The sequence below is a fragment of the Polynucleobacter sp. UB-Tiil-W10 genome, from assembly GCF_018881605.1.
Taxonomy (GTDB): domain Bacteria; phylum Pseudomonadota; class Gammaproteobacteria; order Burkholderiales; family Burkholderiaceae; genus Polynucleobacter.
Genome location: NZ_JACVPZ010000001.1, coordinates 495,514 through 511,312 on the forward strand (window position 1 = coordinate 495,514; position 15,799 = coordinate 511,312).

Sequence of the window (15,799 nt, forward strand, 5' to 3'; positions counted from 1 at the left end):
TACTGAATTAGTTTATGGCTGTATTTACTCCGATCGAGCTTGAGGATATTTCCCAATGGATTACTCAAGACTTTGATATTGGTCAGGCTAGTGAAATCCGCGGCATTCACGGCGGCATTGAGAACTCGAACTTTTTCTTAGACACCATTCAAGGTGGTCAGAAACAAGAATATGTCCTAACCATCTTTGAAAGACTCTCTGCGGAACAACTGCCATTCTATCTAGAGCTAATGCGCCATTTAGCGAACAAAGGCATACCCGTTCCCAAGCCTATTGAGAATAAACAGGGAGAAATCCTATTTACCCTCAAAGGTAAGCCAGCAGCTATTGTTACCAAGTTACCTGGTCTATCAAGACTTCAACCAGAAGTGAATCATTGCGCCCTTGTGGGCGAGATGCTTGCGAAGATGCATTTGGCAGGAAAAGATTTTCCTAAGGCACAAGAGAATCTTCGCAGTCTTGCTTGGTGGCAAAAAACCATTCCCCAAGTACTGCCGCACTTAAATACATCGCAAAAAGAATTAATTAGTCATGAGTTAAAAACGCAAGAAGCGTTCTTTTCCTCGGGCGCCTATGATGGCTTGCCACAAGGCGCCAGTCATTGCGATCTGTTTCGCGACAACGTCTTATTCGATCCAAAAGGAACTGACACTTCTAGCGATCACTTAGGCGGTTTCTTTGACTTCTATTTTGCCGGCACTGATAAATGGTTATTTGATATCGCCGTGACTGCAAATGATTGGTGTCTTGCTGACAACAAACAAGATTTAGATCCAGCCCGCCTCGATGCATTCATGAAGTCCTACCAAACGGTTCGCCCATTTACCCTAGAAGAGCAAGCCAGTTGGACTCTCATGCTTCGTGCAGCAGCATTACGCTTCTGGGTCTCTAGGCTATGGGATTTCTATCTACCAAGAGATGCGCAAATGCTGACACCTCATGACCCTATGCACTTTGAGGGCATTCTTTTAAGTCGTCGATCACTATGAAACTGAATTCCGTAGCACCTAAAGAAGGTTACACCTGGATTAGGCAGGGCATGTGGCTCTTCAAACAGAATCCTTTGGGCTTCTTGATGCTGGTCTTTATGTATGTATTTGCAGCTCAATTGGCTGTCGTTGTTCCAGTCATCGGTGTTTTTGCTGTGCTCCTGATTACGCCAACTCTCTCTGTTGGCTTTATGACTGCTTGTCGTCAAGCTATTCAAAAAGAACGCATTCGGCCAATGGTCTATTTGGTCGCACTTCAGTCAAGCCCGATTATTCGCAAAAGAATTTTGCAACTAGGTTTGGTATATGCCAGCTTGATTTTGCTGCTAAGTTTTATCTTAAGCCTCTTGGTGGACTTTGAATTACTGCTTCCATTAATGACCAGTGAAAAGACGATTACCCCCGAAGCACTGCGTCAGGTTTACTTGGTGCTCTTCTTCGGAGCAATGCTGTATGTGCCCATAGGTATGCTGATGTGGTTCTCACCAGTATTGGTCGCATGGGCTGATATGTCTGTACCACAAGCACTATTCTCTAGCTGCTTAGCGTGCTGGACCAATAAAGCAGCATTCTTTTTGTATCTCTCTATTTGGGGTGCGATCCTGATTGCCATTCCACTGACAGTCGGAATGATCTTTGATGCTCTCGATCTGGGGCAAGCAGCCTCCTTCATCATTGCCCCCATCTCCATGGCGGGATTGACGGTGATGCATTGCTCTTTCTATGCAAGCTGGAAAGCTTGCTTCACAGAAGATGAAGTGGCACTTCCTGTTTAGACGACTTTTCAGTCGATCGCAGCAAGCTTCGCAATACTCAGCTGTAACCACTTAATGCCGTGGCGCTTGAAGTTCACTTGTGCGCGTGCATCAACATCTACACCCTCAAGACCAGTCACGCGCCCCTCACCAAACTTAGTGTGGAACACATTTTGTCCAATAGTGAATGGATAATTTCCACGAGGAGGAGAGGCCAATCTTTTTACTTCCATTGATGCTGAGCCAACACGCTTAGCCGGTCTCTGTCGCTCTGAACCAGAATCAAAAAAATCATTGGATTCATATTCGCGTTGACGGGTATAGCCATCCTGCCAAGTAGCTCCTGTTCTTGAGTTGCTACCACCACCCCAGCGCGCATCTCTTGCTTTGGGAGTAAGCCACTTCAATGAATCAGATGGGAGTTCCTCCAGAAAACGAGAAGGCATGTTGTAGCGCACTTGGCCGTGCAACATCCGTGATTGGGTATGGGAGAGATAAAGACGCTCCTTGGCACGCGTAATCGCTACGTACATCAGGCGGCGCTCTTCTTCCAAGCCGTTCTGCTCATTAACGCTGTTCTCATGGGGAAATAAACCTTCCTCAAGGCCAGTAATGAATACTGAGGTGAACTCTAAGCCTTTGGCAGAGTGCACTGTCATTAATTGCACTGCATCTTGACCGGCCTGGGCCTGGTTATCACCCGCCTCTAGTGAGGCATGGGATAAGAAAGCCGCCAAGGGCGAAACATCGACGACACCTGGAGCATTCTCGCCAGGCAACATCGCAGCCGCAGCATCCTGCCCATAACCTTCTTCAGCAATAAATGCAGTTGCAGCATTAATCAATTCTTGCAAGTTCTCAACGCGATCCTGTCCTTCACGCTCTGAGAGATAGTGCTGAATCAAACCGCTATGCTGAATCACAAATTCGACAGTTTCTGGCAATGTATTGTGACGAGTAGCCTCACGCATGTGATCCACTAAGCGCACAAATCCACCCAGGGCAGCGCCAGCTTTTCCTTCCAAGGAAGAAGCTGCTAAATACAAAGAACATTGCTGTGCTCTAGCGGCATCTTGGAGCGCTTCAATTGACCTTGCACCAATTCCGCGAGTTGGGAAATTCACCACTCGAGAAAATGAAGTGTCATCATTCGGATTCTCCAGCAAACGTAAATATGCCAGCGCATGTTTAATTTCAGCGCGCTCGAAGAAGCGTAAGCCACCATAAACACGATAGGGAATACCTGCAGAAAATAAAGCGTGCTCAATAATGCGTGACTGGGCATTGCTGCGATAGAGTAAGGCGACTTCTGTGCGCTTGATGCCGCTATTTACTAAAGCCTTGATCTCGTCAACCAGCCAAGCAGCTTCTGCATGATCGCTAGGTGCCTCATAGATACGGACTGGCTCGCCATGACCAGCATCGGTTCGCAAGTTTTTACCAAGGCGTTCTGAATTGTTCGCAATGAGGTGATTTGCCGTATCTAAAATATGGCCGTGCGAGCGATAGTTTTGCTCTAGCTTCACCATCAAAGGGTGATATTGCTTTTCATAAAGGCGCATATTTTCAACATCTGCCCCACGGAAAGCATAAATACTTTGATCGTCATCGCCGACCGCAAATACGGAACTGCTACCCATACCGCTGACATTGATTCGGCTGGCGTCATGCCCTGATAATAATTTGAGCCATGCATATTGCAAGGCATTGGTATCTTGAAACTCATCAATCAAGATATGGCGAAAACGTTCTTGATAGTGCGTCCGAATAGCTTCACTATGCTTGAGTAATTCATAGCTGCGCAATAAGAGCTCAGCAAAATCAACAACACCCTCGCGTTGGCATTGCTCATCGTAAGCAGCATAAAGTTGTGCCATCTTGGCCTGGAAGTCATCCCCAACGGCTAAATCTTTTGCACGCTGACCACGCTCTTTGGCATGAGCAATAAAGTATTGCAGTTGCTTTGCGGGATACTTCTCATCATCGACCTTTAATCCCTTTAAAAGGCGCTTAATCGCTGAGAGCTGATCTTGAGTGTCTAGGATTTGGAAGGTAGAAGGTAAACCTGCTTCTTTGTGGTGGGCACGCAATAAACGGTTACAAAGGCCATGGAAGGTGCCAATCCACATCCCACGCGTATTAATCGGCAACATGGCACTCAGACGGAGCATCATCTCTTTGGCGGCCTTATTGGTGAAGGTTACCGCCAGGACGCCAATCGGGGATACCTGACCGGTCTGAATCAACCAGGCTATACGGGTAGTGAGGACGCGGGTCTTGCCGCTCCCTGCCCCAGCCAAAATCATGGCTGATTGGGCTTGGCCAGTTTCATTTACGGGCGGGAGGGTCACTGCCTCGCGCTGTTCTGGATTGAGGTTCGCGAGCAAGTCTGAGTACATCAGCCCAATTATAATTTGCCTCTTATGCCAAATGCCTCAAATACCCCTAATTCTCCAGCGACCAGCTCAGCGGACGAGCTCGCCAAATCCTATGAACCCGCCCCGATAGAGGCCTACTGGGGCCCAGAGTGGGAACGCCGGGGTATTGCCGACTCCACCATGGACGAAAGTAAGGGTGATTTTTCTATTCAACTTCCCCCGCCCAATGTCACTGGCACCCTTCATATGGGCCATGCCTTCAATCAAACCATCATGGATGGGTTGATACGTCATGCGCGTATGACAGGTAAAAATACTTTGTGGGTGCCCGGCACCGATCATGCTGGCATCGCTACTCAAATTGTTGTTGAGCGTCAACTGGATGCACAAAAAGTTTCTCGTCATGATCTAGGTCGTGAAAAGTTTTTAGAAAAAGTGTGGGAGTGGAAGGAAACTTCTGGCAATACGATTACTCGACAAATTCGTCGCCTAGGCGCATCGATTGATTGGGGTAAAGAATATTTCACCATGGACAGCAAAATGTCCAAAGCAGTGGTGGAGGTATTTGTGCGCTTGCATGAGCAAGGCTTGATCTATCGCGGTAAACGTTTAGTGAACTGGGATCCTGTTTTAGGAACTGCAGTTTCCGATCTGGAGGTAGTGAGCGAGGAAGAAGATGGCTCAATGTGGCACATCCGCTATCCATTGACTGACGGCTCTGGCCATCTCACTGTTGCCACCACTCGCCCAGAAACCTTGTTGGGCGATGTTGCCGTTATGGTGAACCCAGAAGATGAGCGCTATAAACACCTCATCGGTAAAGCGGTGAATCTACCTTTATGCGAACGTCAAATACCGATCATTGCAGATGATTACGTTGATTTGAACTTTGGCACCGGTGTCGTGAAAGTAACCCCTGCGCATGACTTTAATGACTACGCAGTAGGACAACGCCATCAACTTCCAATGATCAACATCCTCACTTTGGATGCCAAGATTAATGAAAATGCTCCGGTCGCTTATCAAGGCCTGGAACGTTTTGCTGCGCGTAAACAAGTGGTTGCCGATCTGGATGCAGCAGGTTTACTAGAAAAAGTTCAGCCACATAAATTAATGGTGCCGCGCGGTGATCGCACGCAAACGATTATTGAGCCAATGCTCACAGACCAATGGTTTGTGGCGATGTCTAAGCCAAGTCCAGATAACAAATATCAACCAGGCTCATCTATCGCTGGCGCCGCATTGGATGCAGTGACTAAAGGTGATATCAAACTTGTTCCAGAGAATTGGATTAATACTTACACCCAGTGGCTAGAAAATATCCAGGACTGGTGTATTTCTCGTCAACTCTGGTGGGGTCATCAAATCCCCGCTTGGTATGGTGATGATGGACAGATTTTTGTAGGGCGCTCTGAAGAAGAAGCTAAAGCGAAAGCTGCTGCAACTGGCTATACCGGCAAACTTAATCGCGACCCCGATGTCCTTGATACCTGGTTTAGCTCTGCCCTCGTCCCATTTAGCTCTTTGGGTTGGCCAGAAGAAACTCCGGCCTTAAATCACTTCCTACCCTCCTCTGTCTTGGTCACAGGCTTTGACATCATCTTCTTCTGGGTAGCGCGCATGGTCATGATGACCTGCCACTTCACTGGAAAAGTGCCATTCCATACCGTCTATGTACATGGCCTTGTGCGTGATGCTGAGGGTCAGAAGATGAGCAAATCCAAAGGGAACACTTTGGACCCAATCGATTTGATTGACGGCATCAAGATTGAGGAGTTAGTAGGCAAACGCACTACTGGCCTCATGAATCCAAAACAGGCTGAGAGCATCAGCAAGAAAACCAAAAAAGAGTTTCCGGATGGTATTCCGGCTTTTGGTACCGATGCTCTGCGCTTTACTTTTGCATCCCTCGCCTCACTTGGACGCAATATTAACTTTGATCAAAAGCGTTGCGAAGGCTATCGTAATTTCTGCAATAAGCTTTGGAACGCCACACGTTTTGTTCTCATGAACTGCTCTGGTAGCAATGAAGACAATGGCTTTGCCCCTTGTGACAACCAATGTGGCCCCGAAGGCTATTTGGATTTTTCACCTGCAGATAAATGGATCGTTTCCCAACTACAAAGAACTGAAGCTGAGGTAGCCAAAGGCTTTGAAGCTTATCGCTTTGACAATATTGCCAGCAGTATTTACCAATTTGTTTGGGATGAATATTGCGATTGGTATCTAGAACTTGCCAAGGTGCAATTGCAAACTGGCACGCCAGCGCAGCAACGTGCTACTCGCCGCACCCTCTTGCGTGTTCTGGAAACGATCTTACGCATGGCGCATCCATTGATTCCATTCATCACCGAAACACTATGGCAAACCGTTGGGCCCAAGTCCGGCAAAGATCTGGCCAAGCAAGACAAGCAGACGATTGCGCTACAACCCTATCCCGTTGCTCAACCTGAAAAGATTGATGAGAAAAGTGAAGCTTGGGTAGCGCAGATTAAAGCCATAGTGGATGCCTGCCGTAACCTGCGTGGAGAGATGCAAGTTCCTCCTGGCCAAAAAGTGCCGCTCTGGATTTGTGGGCCACAAGCATTCTTAGAAAAAACAACGCCTTATTTAATGGCGCTCGCCAAGCTCACTGAAGTCAAAATCTACAGTGATGAATCTGCTTTAGAAAAAGATGCCCCAGATGCGCCGATTGCCTTAGTAGGCGATATTAAGCTCTTGCTCAAGATTGAGGTCGATGTTGCAGCCGAACGCATTCGTCTAAGCAAGGAAATAGAGCGCCTAGCCAATGAAATCAGCAAAGCTAAGGGCAAATTGACTAATGAAAGCTTTGTGGCGCGCGCTCCAGCAGAGGTTGTTGCTCAAGAAAAACAACGTCTTACCGGCTTTGAGCAAAATCACGAGAAGCTTGTTGCACAATTAGACCGTCTAAAGTAAACCGTAGCCCAACAAAGCGATTGGAAGTTATATGCCATTAAGCACTAAAGCAGTTACGAAAGCAGTTTTTCCAGTCGCCGGTTTAGGCACACGTTTTTTGCCAGCAACCAAGGCAAGCCCAAAAGAAATGCTGAATGTAGTCGATAAGCCGCTTATTCAATACGCTGTTGAAGAGGCAATTGCCGCCGGAATCACAGAAATGATTTTCGTTACTGGACGCAGTAAGCGCGCCATTGAAGATCACTTTGATAAAGCTTATGAACTTGAAGCTGAGTTGGAGGCTAAAAATAAACAAGCTTTATTAGAGATCGTTCGCAGCGTCAAACCTAGTCATGTCGATTGCGTATATGTGCGCCAACCTGAAGCGCTTGGCTTAGGGCACGCAGTTTTGTGCGCAGAGAAATTGGTTCGTGATGAACCATTTGCTGTGATTTTGGCAGATGATCTTTTAGATGGACAGCCTCCTGTTCTCAAGCAAATGCTCCAAGTGTTTGACGAACAAAATGGCTCAGTCATTGCGGTAGAAAAAATTGATCCCGCAAAGAGTAACTCTTACGGGATTGTGTCTGGCGCTGAAGTCGCCAAAGGCATTTATCGCCTCAACGGTATTGTGGAAAAACCCGAACCAAAAGATGCGCCGTCTAATTTGGCGGTCGTGGGGCGCTATGTTCTTTCATCAAACATCTTCAGCCATATCCGCAACCTTAAGCCAGGCGCCGGCGGCGAGATTCAACTTACTGATGCGATTGCTTCTTTGTTAAAAGAAGAGCCAGTATTTGCTTATGAATATGATGGAGTGCGCTATGACTGCGGTAGCAAATTAGGCTATCTCAAGGCTTCCGTAGAGTTTGCTCTGCGTCACCCCGAAGTATCGACTGACTTTGCTGCTTACCTTAAGAGTCGATCTTTAACCTAACCACTATTTGGTTGAAACAAAAAAGGCAGAGAATCATCTCTGCCTTTTTTGTTATCGCATACGGCGCACGATCTATGGGCATGCAAGCTTGGGAATTTAGACTACCTGCGCTTCATAAAGAAGACCAATACATCACCTTCAGTAGTGCTTGCAAGCAACTCATTACCAGTTTGCTTAGCAAAAGCAGGGAAGTCATGGGCAGCGCCTGCATCAGTTGCCTTAATCTTTAAGACTTCGCCTGACTGCATGGTTGCCAAAGCTTTTTTGGTGCGCAAGATAGGCAATGGGCAGTTCATGCCAATCGCATCTACTTCTGCATTAAAAGCAATGTTTACTAGTTCGCTCATTTGCTTGCTATCCAATCCTTGACGCCATCTAAAGCCGCACTTAACTTGCTAGGATCCGTTCCTCCAGCCATCGCCATTTCCGGTTTGCCGCCGCCTTTACCACCCACCTGCTGAGCGACAAAGTTCACGAGATCGCCTGCCTTTACTTTACCAATCGAATCGGCTGTCACACCGGCAATCAAACTGACTTTATCGCCTTGAACTGAGGCCAACACAATCGCAGCAGTTTTCAACTTTGCCTTCAGGGCATCCATAGTTTCACGAAGCACGCCGGCATCGGCGCCATCAATTCGAGCAGCTATCACTTTAAGGCCATTTACATCAATAGCTTGTGCTGCTAACTCATCACCTTGGCTAGCCGCTAACTTAGAGTTCACTTTTTCTAATTCGCGTTCGGCTTGGCGCAGACTTTCTTGAAGTTGAGCAACACGATTTACTAAATCGCCTGGATGGGTTTTGAGAATCGCTGCGGCTTCATTAATCTTGTCTTCTAAGCCTTGCAAGAAATGCAATGCGTTATTGCCAGTCACCGCCTCAACACGGCGAATGCCGGCAGCAACACCGCCTTCAGAAATAATCTTCAAACTACCGATATCGCCAGTACGACCAACATGGGTGCCGCCACATAACTCTTTAGAAGAACCAATCTCCAGCACACGTACCTCATCACCATACTTCTCACCAAAGAGCATCATGGCGCCAGTCTTTTGCGCGTCATCCAAGGACATTACCTTGCCTGAAGTTGCCGTATTTTCCAAAATCTCTTGATTCACAATATCTTCAATGCGACGAAGTTGCTCGGCAGTAATAGGTGCGTTGTGCGTAAAGTCAAAGCGAGTCTTAGTGGCATCCACCAAAGAACCTTTTTGTTGCACATGATCACCCAATACTTCACGCAATGCTTTATGCAGGATATGGGTAGCGCTATGGTTACGCATCGTATCGGTTCTTTGTTGGGTATCAACCAAAGCATTGATTGAGTCACCCACTTTGAGCTCACCCTCCAGGACTTCACCCTGATGACCAAAAACGTCAGCCTGAATCTTGAAGGTATCTTCAACTGCAAAACGGATACTTTCATTGCGGAGCTCGCCTTTATCGCCAACCTGACCGCCAGATTCAGCATAAAAAGGGCTGTTATCCAACACGATCACGGCGGCATCGCCAGCTTTGACGGACGGCACAGCTGAACCATCCACATACAGAGCAGTCACTTTGGCGCCCTCATGTTTTAGGGTGTCATAGCCATGAAACTGGGTGGGCGCACCTTTGTAGTCTAGGCCTTGGGCTACCTTGAACTTGCCTGCAGCCCTTGCTTGATCGCGCTGCTTTTGCATCGCCACTTCAAAACCATCGGCATCAACGGTCACGCCACGTTCACGACAAACGTCAGCAGTTAAATCCAATGGAAAACCAAAGGTGTCATGTAAGCGGAAAGCTGTTTCACCGTCCACTACTTTTGCACCGCCAGATAAAGCGCCGTCCAAAATTTCCATACCGTTAGCAATGGTTTGGAAGAAACGCTCTTCTTCTTGCTTAATCACTTCGCCCACTTTGTCCTGCGCAGCGCGCAATTCTGGATATGCTTCGCCCATCTCTTTTACAAGCGCAGGCACCAACTGATAGAAGAATGGCTTGCGTGCGCCCAGCTTATAGCCGTGACGAATCGCACGACGGGCAATGCGACGCAATACATAACCACGCCCTGCATTACCTGGAATGACACCATCAACCACAATGAAGCTACAGGCGCGGATGTGGTCAGCAATTACCTTCAGTGAAGGACTTTGTGCATCACAATTTTCACCGCCCGCTGCATCAACCGCCTCTTTGGAGGCCTTGAGAAGATTGACGAAGAGGTCGATTTCATAATTAGAGTGAACGTGCTGCAAGACTGCAGCAATACGCTCAAGACCCATGCCTGTATCAACGCTAGGCTTAGGTAATGGATGCATTACACCCGCCTCGTCACGGTTAAATTGCATGAAGACGTTATTCCAAATTTCAATGAAGCGATCGCCATCTTCGTCAGGACTACCGGGAGGGCCTCCAGGAATATGGGCACCATGGTCGTAAAAAATTTCAGTGCAAGGACCGCATGGTCCTGTGTCACCCATCATCCAAAAATTGTCTGATGCGTAACGCGCACCTTTGTTATCCCCAATCCGAATGATGCGATCAGCAGGCACACCAATTTGTTTATTCCAAATGTCATAGGCCTCGTCATCTTCGGCATATACGGTGACCAGGAGCTTTTCTTTGGGCAACTGAAATACCTGGGTCAATAAATCCCAGGCAAATTGAATGGCGTCTTTCTTGAAATAGTCTCCAAAAGAGAAATTACCCAACATTTCAAAAAAGGTGTGATGACGAGCTGTGTAGCCTACGTTATCCAAGTCATTGTGTTTTCCACCGGCCCGAATGCACTTTTGGGCAGTCGTAGCGCGGTTATAAGGGCGCTTATCAAAGCCCAAAAACACGTCCTTGAACTGGTTCATACCTGCATTAGTAAATAGCAGGGTTGGGTCGTCCCCCGGCACTACTGGGCTGGATGGGACGATTTGGTGGCCTTTTTGGGCGAAGAAATCCAGGTAAGCCTGGCGAATTTGGGAGACTTTCATGCGAATAATTATCGCATTGGCACTAGCCTAGGGCAAACGCTAGGTAAGAAGGCCCAAACCTGCCTTACAATCCGTCAACATCAATAAAAATCGGCATTTAAGTCGACAACAAGGAGAGCAACTTGAAAATTCGCAATCAACGGGATTTTGGGGCCGGAATCATGTACATGGTTATTGGCCTCTTCTTCACTATCATGGCCACCCAGTACCCAATGGGCACTGCCGCTAAAATGGGGCCAGGCTACTTCCCTTTCTTTCTAGGCATTCTGATGGCTCTTTTGGGTCTGCTAGTACTAGTAAGATCTTTGAGAGCGACAGCTGCGATCGAGTCTATTCCAAAATTTAACTGGCGCGTTATTGGCTTGATTACAGGCTCAGTTGTTCTATACGGCGTTCTTTTGCCAACCATGGGCTTTGTTGTAGCAGTCTTTGTTTTGGTATTTATGTCAGCAAGCGCAAGTCATGAATTTCATTGGAAAGGCACTTTAGTAAATGCCACATTTCTGATTATTTTTACTTATTCAGTGTTTGTTTTGGGACTGAAATTGCAGTTCCCATTACTGCCTTTCTTCTTACAACAATAACGAGCCGGGATACTGAAAAATGGACTTATTTGCTAATTTAGCCCTCGGTTTCGATACCGCATTTACTTTACAAAACTTGTTGTACTGCCTGATTGGCTGCGTATTGGGCACCTTAATTGGTGTATTACCTGGTTTAGGCCCTATTGCAACGATTGCAATGCTCCTGCCAGCTACGTATGCCTTGCCTCCAATTGCTGCTTTGATTATGTTGGCTGGTATTTACTACGGCTCACAGTATGGTGGTTCTACAACAGCAATTCTGTTAAACATCCCAGGAGAAACGTCTTCGGTGGTGACGGCGATCGATGGCTACCAAATGGCCCGCAATGGTCGAGCCGGTGTTGCATTGTTCACCGCCGGTATGGGCTCATTCTTCGCTGGTTGCGTAGCAACTTTAGTGTTAGCCGCCTTTGCTGCGCCACTTTCTCAGTTGGCATTTAAGTTTGGCCCTGCTGAGTACTTCTCACTCATGGTCTTAGGCTTAATTGGCGCAGTTGTGTTGGCGTCCGGCTCTTTGATCAAAGCAATTGGCATGATCGTTTTGGGTCTCTTGATGGGCTTGATTGGCACGGACGTGAACTCAGGTGTATCACGCTATGCGTTTGATATTCCTGAGTTGAGCGATGGTATTGGCTTCGTTGCAGTTGCGATGGGTGTATTTGGTTTCGCAGAGATCATGGGTAACCTTGAGAAAACCGATGAGGACGAAGGCTTCTTAAATAAGATGACCACGATGATTCCTACCAGGGAAGACGTCAAGCGCATGATTCCTTCAATCTTGCGCGGTACAACGATTGGCTCTATTCTCGGAATTCTGCCAGGTGGCGGTGCAGCACTTGCTGCTTTTGGCGCTTACTCGGTTGAGAAAAAATCATCTAAGTACAGCCATGAGTTTGGTAAAGGCGCCATTGAAGGCGTTGCCGGTCCTGAATCGGCTAACAATGCTGCTGCCCAAACCTCATTCATTCCACTGCTCACTTTGGGTATTCCACCAAATGCCGTAATGGCTTTGATGGTTGGCGCGATGACTATTCACAATATTCAACCAGGTCCACAAGTAATGACTAGTAACCCAGCTTTGTTCTGGGGTCTGATCGCTTCCATGTGGATTGGTAATGTGATGTTGATTCTTTTGAATTTGCCTCTCATCGGTATCTGGGTAAAGCTCTTGAAGATCCCTTATCGCTTCATGTATCCAGCCATTCTGGTGTTCTGCTGTATCGGCGTCTATACCGTGAACAACACTGTGTTTGACGTATACGTAACAGCTGCCTTCGGCATTATTGGTTACCTCTTCTTTAAGCTAGGTTGCGAACCGCCCCCATTGCTTTTGGGCTTCGTACTTGGACCTATGATGGAAGAAAACTTCCGCCGCGCATTATTACTATCCCGTGGCGATTTCACTACTTTCTTGACTCGCCCACTTTCATTGGGCTTACTGATCGCAGCAGCCCTCTTGGTGGTGATCGTAGCCTTGCCAGCGGTGAAGAAGACACGCGAAGAGGCGTTCATAGAAGATTAATTCTTTCTCGCCCTCCCAGAAATGAGCCCGCAGCAGTTTGCGGGCTTTTTCTTTATGGGTCTCGGGGTTTTCTCTACAATGTGGCTATGTCCCAAGATAGCAAACCCCCTAAAGCAAATACCGGCGCTGTAGCCGAGCCATCCAACTTTTTGCGTCAGATCATTGATCATGATTTAGCAAGCGGTGCTTTTTCTCGGCGTACGAATTTAGCGGGCGAACCCATTCCATCAATCATCACCCGTTTTCCACCTGAGCCAAATGGCTACTTACATATCGGTCATGCTAAAAGTATTTGCCTAAACTTCGGTTTAGCCGCTGATTACAATCATCAAGCTGGCGGTGCGCGCTGCAATATGCGCTTAGATGACACCAATCCCGTCAAAGAAGATGTGGAATACGCTGACAGTATTTTGGATGCAGTGAAATGGTTAGGCTTTGATTGGGGCACCAATCTGTATCACGCAAGCGACTACTTTGACAAACTCTATGAGTTTGCAGAGATCCTCATTCAGAATGGCAAAGCATATGTAGACAGCCAAAGCGCCGATGATATTCATACCAATCGAGGGAACTTTGGCCAAGCCGGAAAAAATAGCCCTTATCGCGATCGCAGTCCAGAAGAAAATCTGCAACTGTTCCGCAATATGTGTGACGGCAAGTTCAAAGATGGTGAGCACGTACTACGCCTAAAGATTGATATGACTCACCCAAATATTGTGATGCGCGATCCCGTGGTTTACCGCATTCGCCATACCGATCATCACCGCACAGGCAGCAAATGGTGTATTTATCCTCTCTATGACTTCACACATTGCATCTCTGATGCGCTAGAGAATGTCTCCCACTCTATCTGTACGCTCGAGTTTGAGAACAACCGTCCGCTATATGACTGGATTGTGCATTCCCTAAAAGAGCTGGGCGTATTTAAAGATCCAGTACCGCATCAATATGAATTTGCACGACTCAACCTAACCTACACTATCACCAGCAAGCGCAAGTTATTGCAGTTAGTTGAAGAAAAGCATGTTGAGGGCTGGGATGATCCACGGATGCCAACTATCGTCGGTATTCGTCGTCGCGGCTACACCCCAGAAAGCATTCGCTTGTTCTGCGAGCGCATTGGTGTCTCTAAAGCCGATAGCTGGATTGATATGAGCACGCTAGATCAAGCGCTACGCGATGATCTAGAAGCAAAAGCGCCCCGCGCTACTGCAGTTTTAAGGCCGCTCAAACTCGTTGTTGAAAATTTTGACGCCTCAGCAAAAGAGGCTTGCTCTGCTCCACGCCACCCCAATCATCCTGAATGGGGTAATCGTGAATTTAACTTCACGCGCGAACTGTGGATTGAAGCGGATGACTTCATGCAAGAACCGATTAAGGGATTCTTCAGGCTTTATCCACCAATTGGTGATCAGCCTGGTAGTCGCGTACGTTTACGCCATGGCTTTGTAGTGGAGTGCACTGGTTTTGAAACTGATACTCAGGGCAATGTGACCCAAGTCAATGTGACCCACTTCTCTGATAGTAAGAGCGGCACGCCCGGCTCAAACAACTACAAGGTGAAGGGTAATATCCATTGGATCAGCGCTGCTGAGGCAATTCCAACCGAGGTGCGACTCTACGATCACCTCTTTAGCGACCCTCATCCAGATAGTGGCGATAAGAATTTCTTGGATGCAATCAATCCAAACTCCATGCAAACGATTGCTGCGTATTTAGAGCCGTGCATGAAGGATACGAAAGCAGAAGATCGCTATCAGTTTGAGAGACACGGCTACTTTGTTGCTGACAAGAATGATTCCAAGCCTGGTAAGCCGGTATTTAATCGAACTGTGGGCCTTAAAGATTCTTGGAAATAGTCTTCAAAAAATGTCCTACGCTGGGATAGCGTAGCGGTGTTTTGAGTTCATGCAAACGAGTGTTAGTTACCCTGCGTGATTCACGCATAAATGACCAAAGCATTGGGCTAACGATTTTTTTCAGCTCGCTTCCAGGCAAACGAGCCGGTCTTTCCAACCCAAAAGCATCAGCTACTTCATCGAAATAATCACCCATTTTGGTTTCACCACCATCACAAGCGTTAATGATGCGCTGGGGTTTGCCGTGATAGACCGCCGCACATACCAGCCGCGCTAAATCATCACTGTGAATGTGGTTTGAGTAAGCGTCCTCTTCTGGCAGGAGCGCCGGAGTTTTTGCCTGCAGTCGGTCAATCGGCAGACGGTCAGCAGCATAAATCCCCGGAACACGCAGAATGGTTAAAGCCACTCCATGGGCAGGAGCCCATAAACGGAGCGCCAGCTCGGCATCCACCCTTCTTTTAGCCCGCTCACTTTGAGGGTTAACTGGGCTTACTTCACTTACCTTGCCGCCCTGATGATTCCCATATACGCCTGTAGTACTGATATAGATGAGGCGCCTGACGGCACTGGAGCCTTGGGCTAAAATTCTAAGTAGGTTGCGGGTTCGGCAATCACGATTTCCACCATTTTGAGGTGGTGCCAAATGAATGACGGTTTGAGCTAAACCGCTAAGGCGCCACAAGGACTCTGGATGATCCAGATTACCCAAAATAGGAATCGCGCCAACCTCCCTCAACTCCTGAAAGCGATTCTGTTGAGAAGTGAGTGCATAAACACGATGGCTTCGTGAAAGCTGTTTAGCCACCCGAAGACCAATATCTCCGCAGCCAATAATCAGGATTGAAGGTTTACCAAAAGAGTGCATAAGTGACATCGTAACGATTTATT

General features: G+C 47.5%; 11 protein-coding genes. 7 read left to right on the plus strand and 4 right to left on the minus strand.

The window, feature by feature from the left end; all coding sequences use genetic code 11:
* Positions 1–14: 14 nt before the first annotated feature.
* Together ICN33_RS02485 and ICN33_RS02490 are read left to right on the plus strand one after the other, a co-directional pair.
* Positions 15–989 carry a homoserine kinase gene (locus ICN33_RS02485; RefSeq protein WP_216194244.1) on the plus strand — a complete coding sequence of 325 codons (975 nt, stop codon included), beginning with the start codon at positions 15–17 and terminating at the stop codon, positions 987–989.
* The gene (locus tag ICN33_RS02490) at positions 986–1,765 is read left to right on the plus strand and encodes a BPSS1780 family membrane protein (protein ID WP_216194245.1); all 780 of its coding nucleotides are present in this window, start codon (positions 986–988) and stop codon (positions 1,763–1,765) included. The genes ICN33_RS02485 and ICN33_RS02490 overlap by 4 nt, the downstream gene beginning before the upstream one ends.
* 8 nt (positions 1,766–1,773) lie before the next feature.
* Here ICN33_RS02490 and ICN33_RS02495 read toward each other — a convergent pair whose 3' ends face one another.
* The gene (locus tag ICN33_RS02495; RefSeq protein ID WP_216194246.1) at positions 1,774–4,143 is read right to left on the minus strand and encodes a UvrD-helicase domain-containing protein; all 2,370 of its coding nucleotides are present in this window, start codon (positions 4,141–4,143) and stop codon (positions 1,774–1,776) included.
* 24 nt (positions 4,144–4,167) lie between these two features.
* Here ICN33_RS02495 and ICN33_RS02500 point away from each other — a divergent pair, with 24 nt between their 5' ends.
* Positions 4,168–7,059 (plus strand): valine--tRNA ligase, encoded by a 2,892-nt coding sequence (locus ICN33_RS02500; protein WP_216194248.1) that lies wholly within the window; start codon positions 4,168–4,170, stop codon positions 7,057–7,059.
* Positions 7,060–7,090: 31 nt separating this feature from the next.
* A complete protein-coding gene (gene galU / locus ICN33_RS02505) occupies positions 7,091–7,975 on the plus strand; it encodes a UTP--glucose-1-phosphate uridylyltransferase GalU (protein WP_216194250.1) in 885 nt (294 codons plus the stop codon).
* Between the two features lie 101 nt (positions 7,976–8,076).
* On the opposite strand, the gene ICN33_RS02510 is transcribed toward galU, so the two are convergent.
* Positions 8,077–8,322: a sulfurtransferase TusA family protein gene (locus tag ICN33_RS02510; protein WP_216859635.1), complete on the minus strand. Its 246-nt coding sequence runs from the start codon at positions 8,320–8,322 to the stop codon at positions 8,077–8,079.
* A complete protein-coding gene (gene alaS, locus ICN33_RS02515; protein ID WP_216194253.1) occupies positions 8,319–10,943 on the minus strand; it encodes an alanine--tRNA ligase in 2,625 nt (874 codons plus the stop codon). The genes ICN33_RS02510 and alaS overlap by 4 nt, the downstream gene beginning before the upstream one ends.
* A gap of 122 nt (positions 10,944–11,065) precedes the next feature.
* On the opposite strand from alaS, the gene ICN33_RS02520 reads away from it, so the two are divergent.
* The 3 genes from ICN33_RS02520 to ICN33_RS02530 all read left to right on the plus strand — a co-directional run bounded on the left by ICN33_RS02520 (position 11,066) and on the right by ICN33_RS02530 (position 14,908).
* Positions 11,066–11,527 (plus strand): tripartite tricarboxylate transporter TctB family protein, encoded by a 462-nt coding sequence (locus ICN33_RS02520; protein WP_216194255.1) that lies wholly within the window; start codon positions 11,066–11,068, stop codon positions 11,525–11,527.
* A gap of 19 nt (positions 11,528–11,546) precedes the next feature.
* The gene (locus ICN33_RS02525; RefSeq protein ID WP_216194257.1) at positions 11,547–13,049 is read left to right on the plus strand and encodes a tripartite tricarboxylate transporter permease; all 1,503 of its coding nucleotides are present in this window, start codon (positions 11,547–11,549) and stop codon (positions 13,047–13,049) included.
* Between the two features lie 86 nt (positions 13,050–13,135).
* The gene (locus ICN33_RS02530) at positions 13,136–14,908 is read left to right on the plus strand and encodes a glutamine--tRNA ligase/YqeY domain fusion protein (protein WP_216194259.1); all 1,773 of its coding nucleotides are present in this window, start codon (positions 13,136–13,138) and stop codon (positions 14,906–14,908) included.
* Here the strand turns inward: ICN33_RS02530 and ICN33_RS02535 are convergent.
* A complete protein-coding gene (locus tag ICN33_RS02535) occupies positions 14,889–15,785 on the minus strand; it encodes an SDR family oxidoreductase (protein WP_255530583.1) in 897 nt (298 codons plus the stop codon). The genes ICN33_RS02530 and ICN33_RS02535 overlap by 20 nt on opposite strands.
* Positions 15,786–15,799 lie beyond the last annotated feature (14 nt).

Coding starts and splice junctions, on each gene's coding strand:
- ICN33_RS02495 (WP_216194246.1), bottom strand. CDS start 4,143: ATGTACTCAGACTTGCTCGCGAACCTCAATCCAGAACAGCGCGAGGCA.
- ICN33_RS02535 (WP_255530583.1), bottom strand. CDS start 15,785: ATGTCACTTATGCACTCTTTTGGTAAACCTTCAATCCTGATTATTGGC.
- alaS (WP_216194253.1), bottom strand. CDS start 10,943: ATGAAAGTCTCCCAAATTCGCCAGGCTTACCTGGATTTCTTCGCCCAA.
- ICN33_RS02485 (WP_216194244.1), top strand. CDS start 15: ATGGCTGTATTTACTCCGATCGAGCTTGAGGATATTTCCCAATGGATT.
- ICN33_RS02510 (WP_216859635.1), bottom strand. CDS start 8,322: ATGAGCGAACTAGTAAACATTGCTTTTAATGCAGAAGTAGATGCGATT.
- ICN33_RS02490 (WP_216194245.1), top strand. CDS start 986: ATGAAACTGAATTCCGTAGCACCTAAAGAAGGTTACACCTGGATTAGG.
- galU (WP_216194250.1), top strand. CDS start 7,091: ATGCCATTAAGCACTAAAGCAGTTACGAAAGCAGTTTTTCCAGTCGCC.
- ICN33_RS02530 (WP_216194259.1), top strand. CDS start 13,136: ATGTCCCAAGATAGCAAACCCCCTAAAGCAAATACCGGCGCTGTAGCC.
- ICN33_RS02525 (WP_216194257.1), top strand. CDS start 11,547: ATGGACTTATTTGCTAATTTAGCCCTCGGTTTCGATACCGCATTTACT.
- ICN33_RS02500 (WP_216194248.1), top strand. CDS start 4,168: ATGCCAAATGCCTCAAATACCCCTAATTCTCCAGCGACCAGCTCAGCG.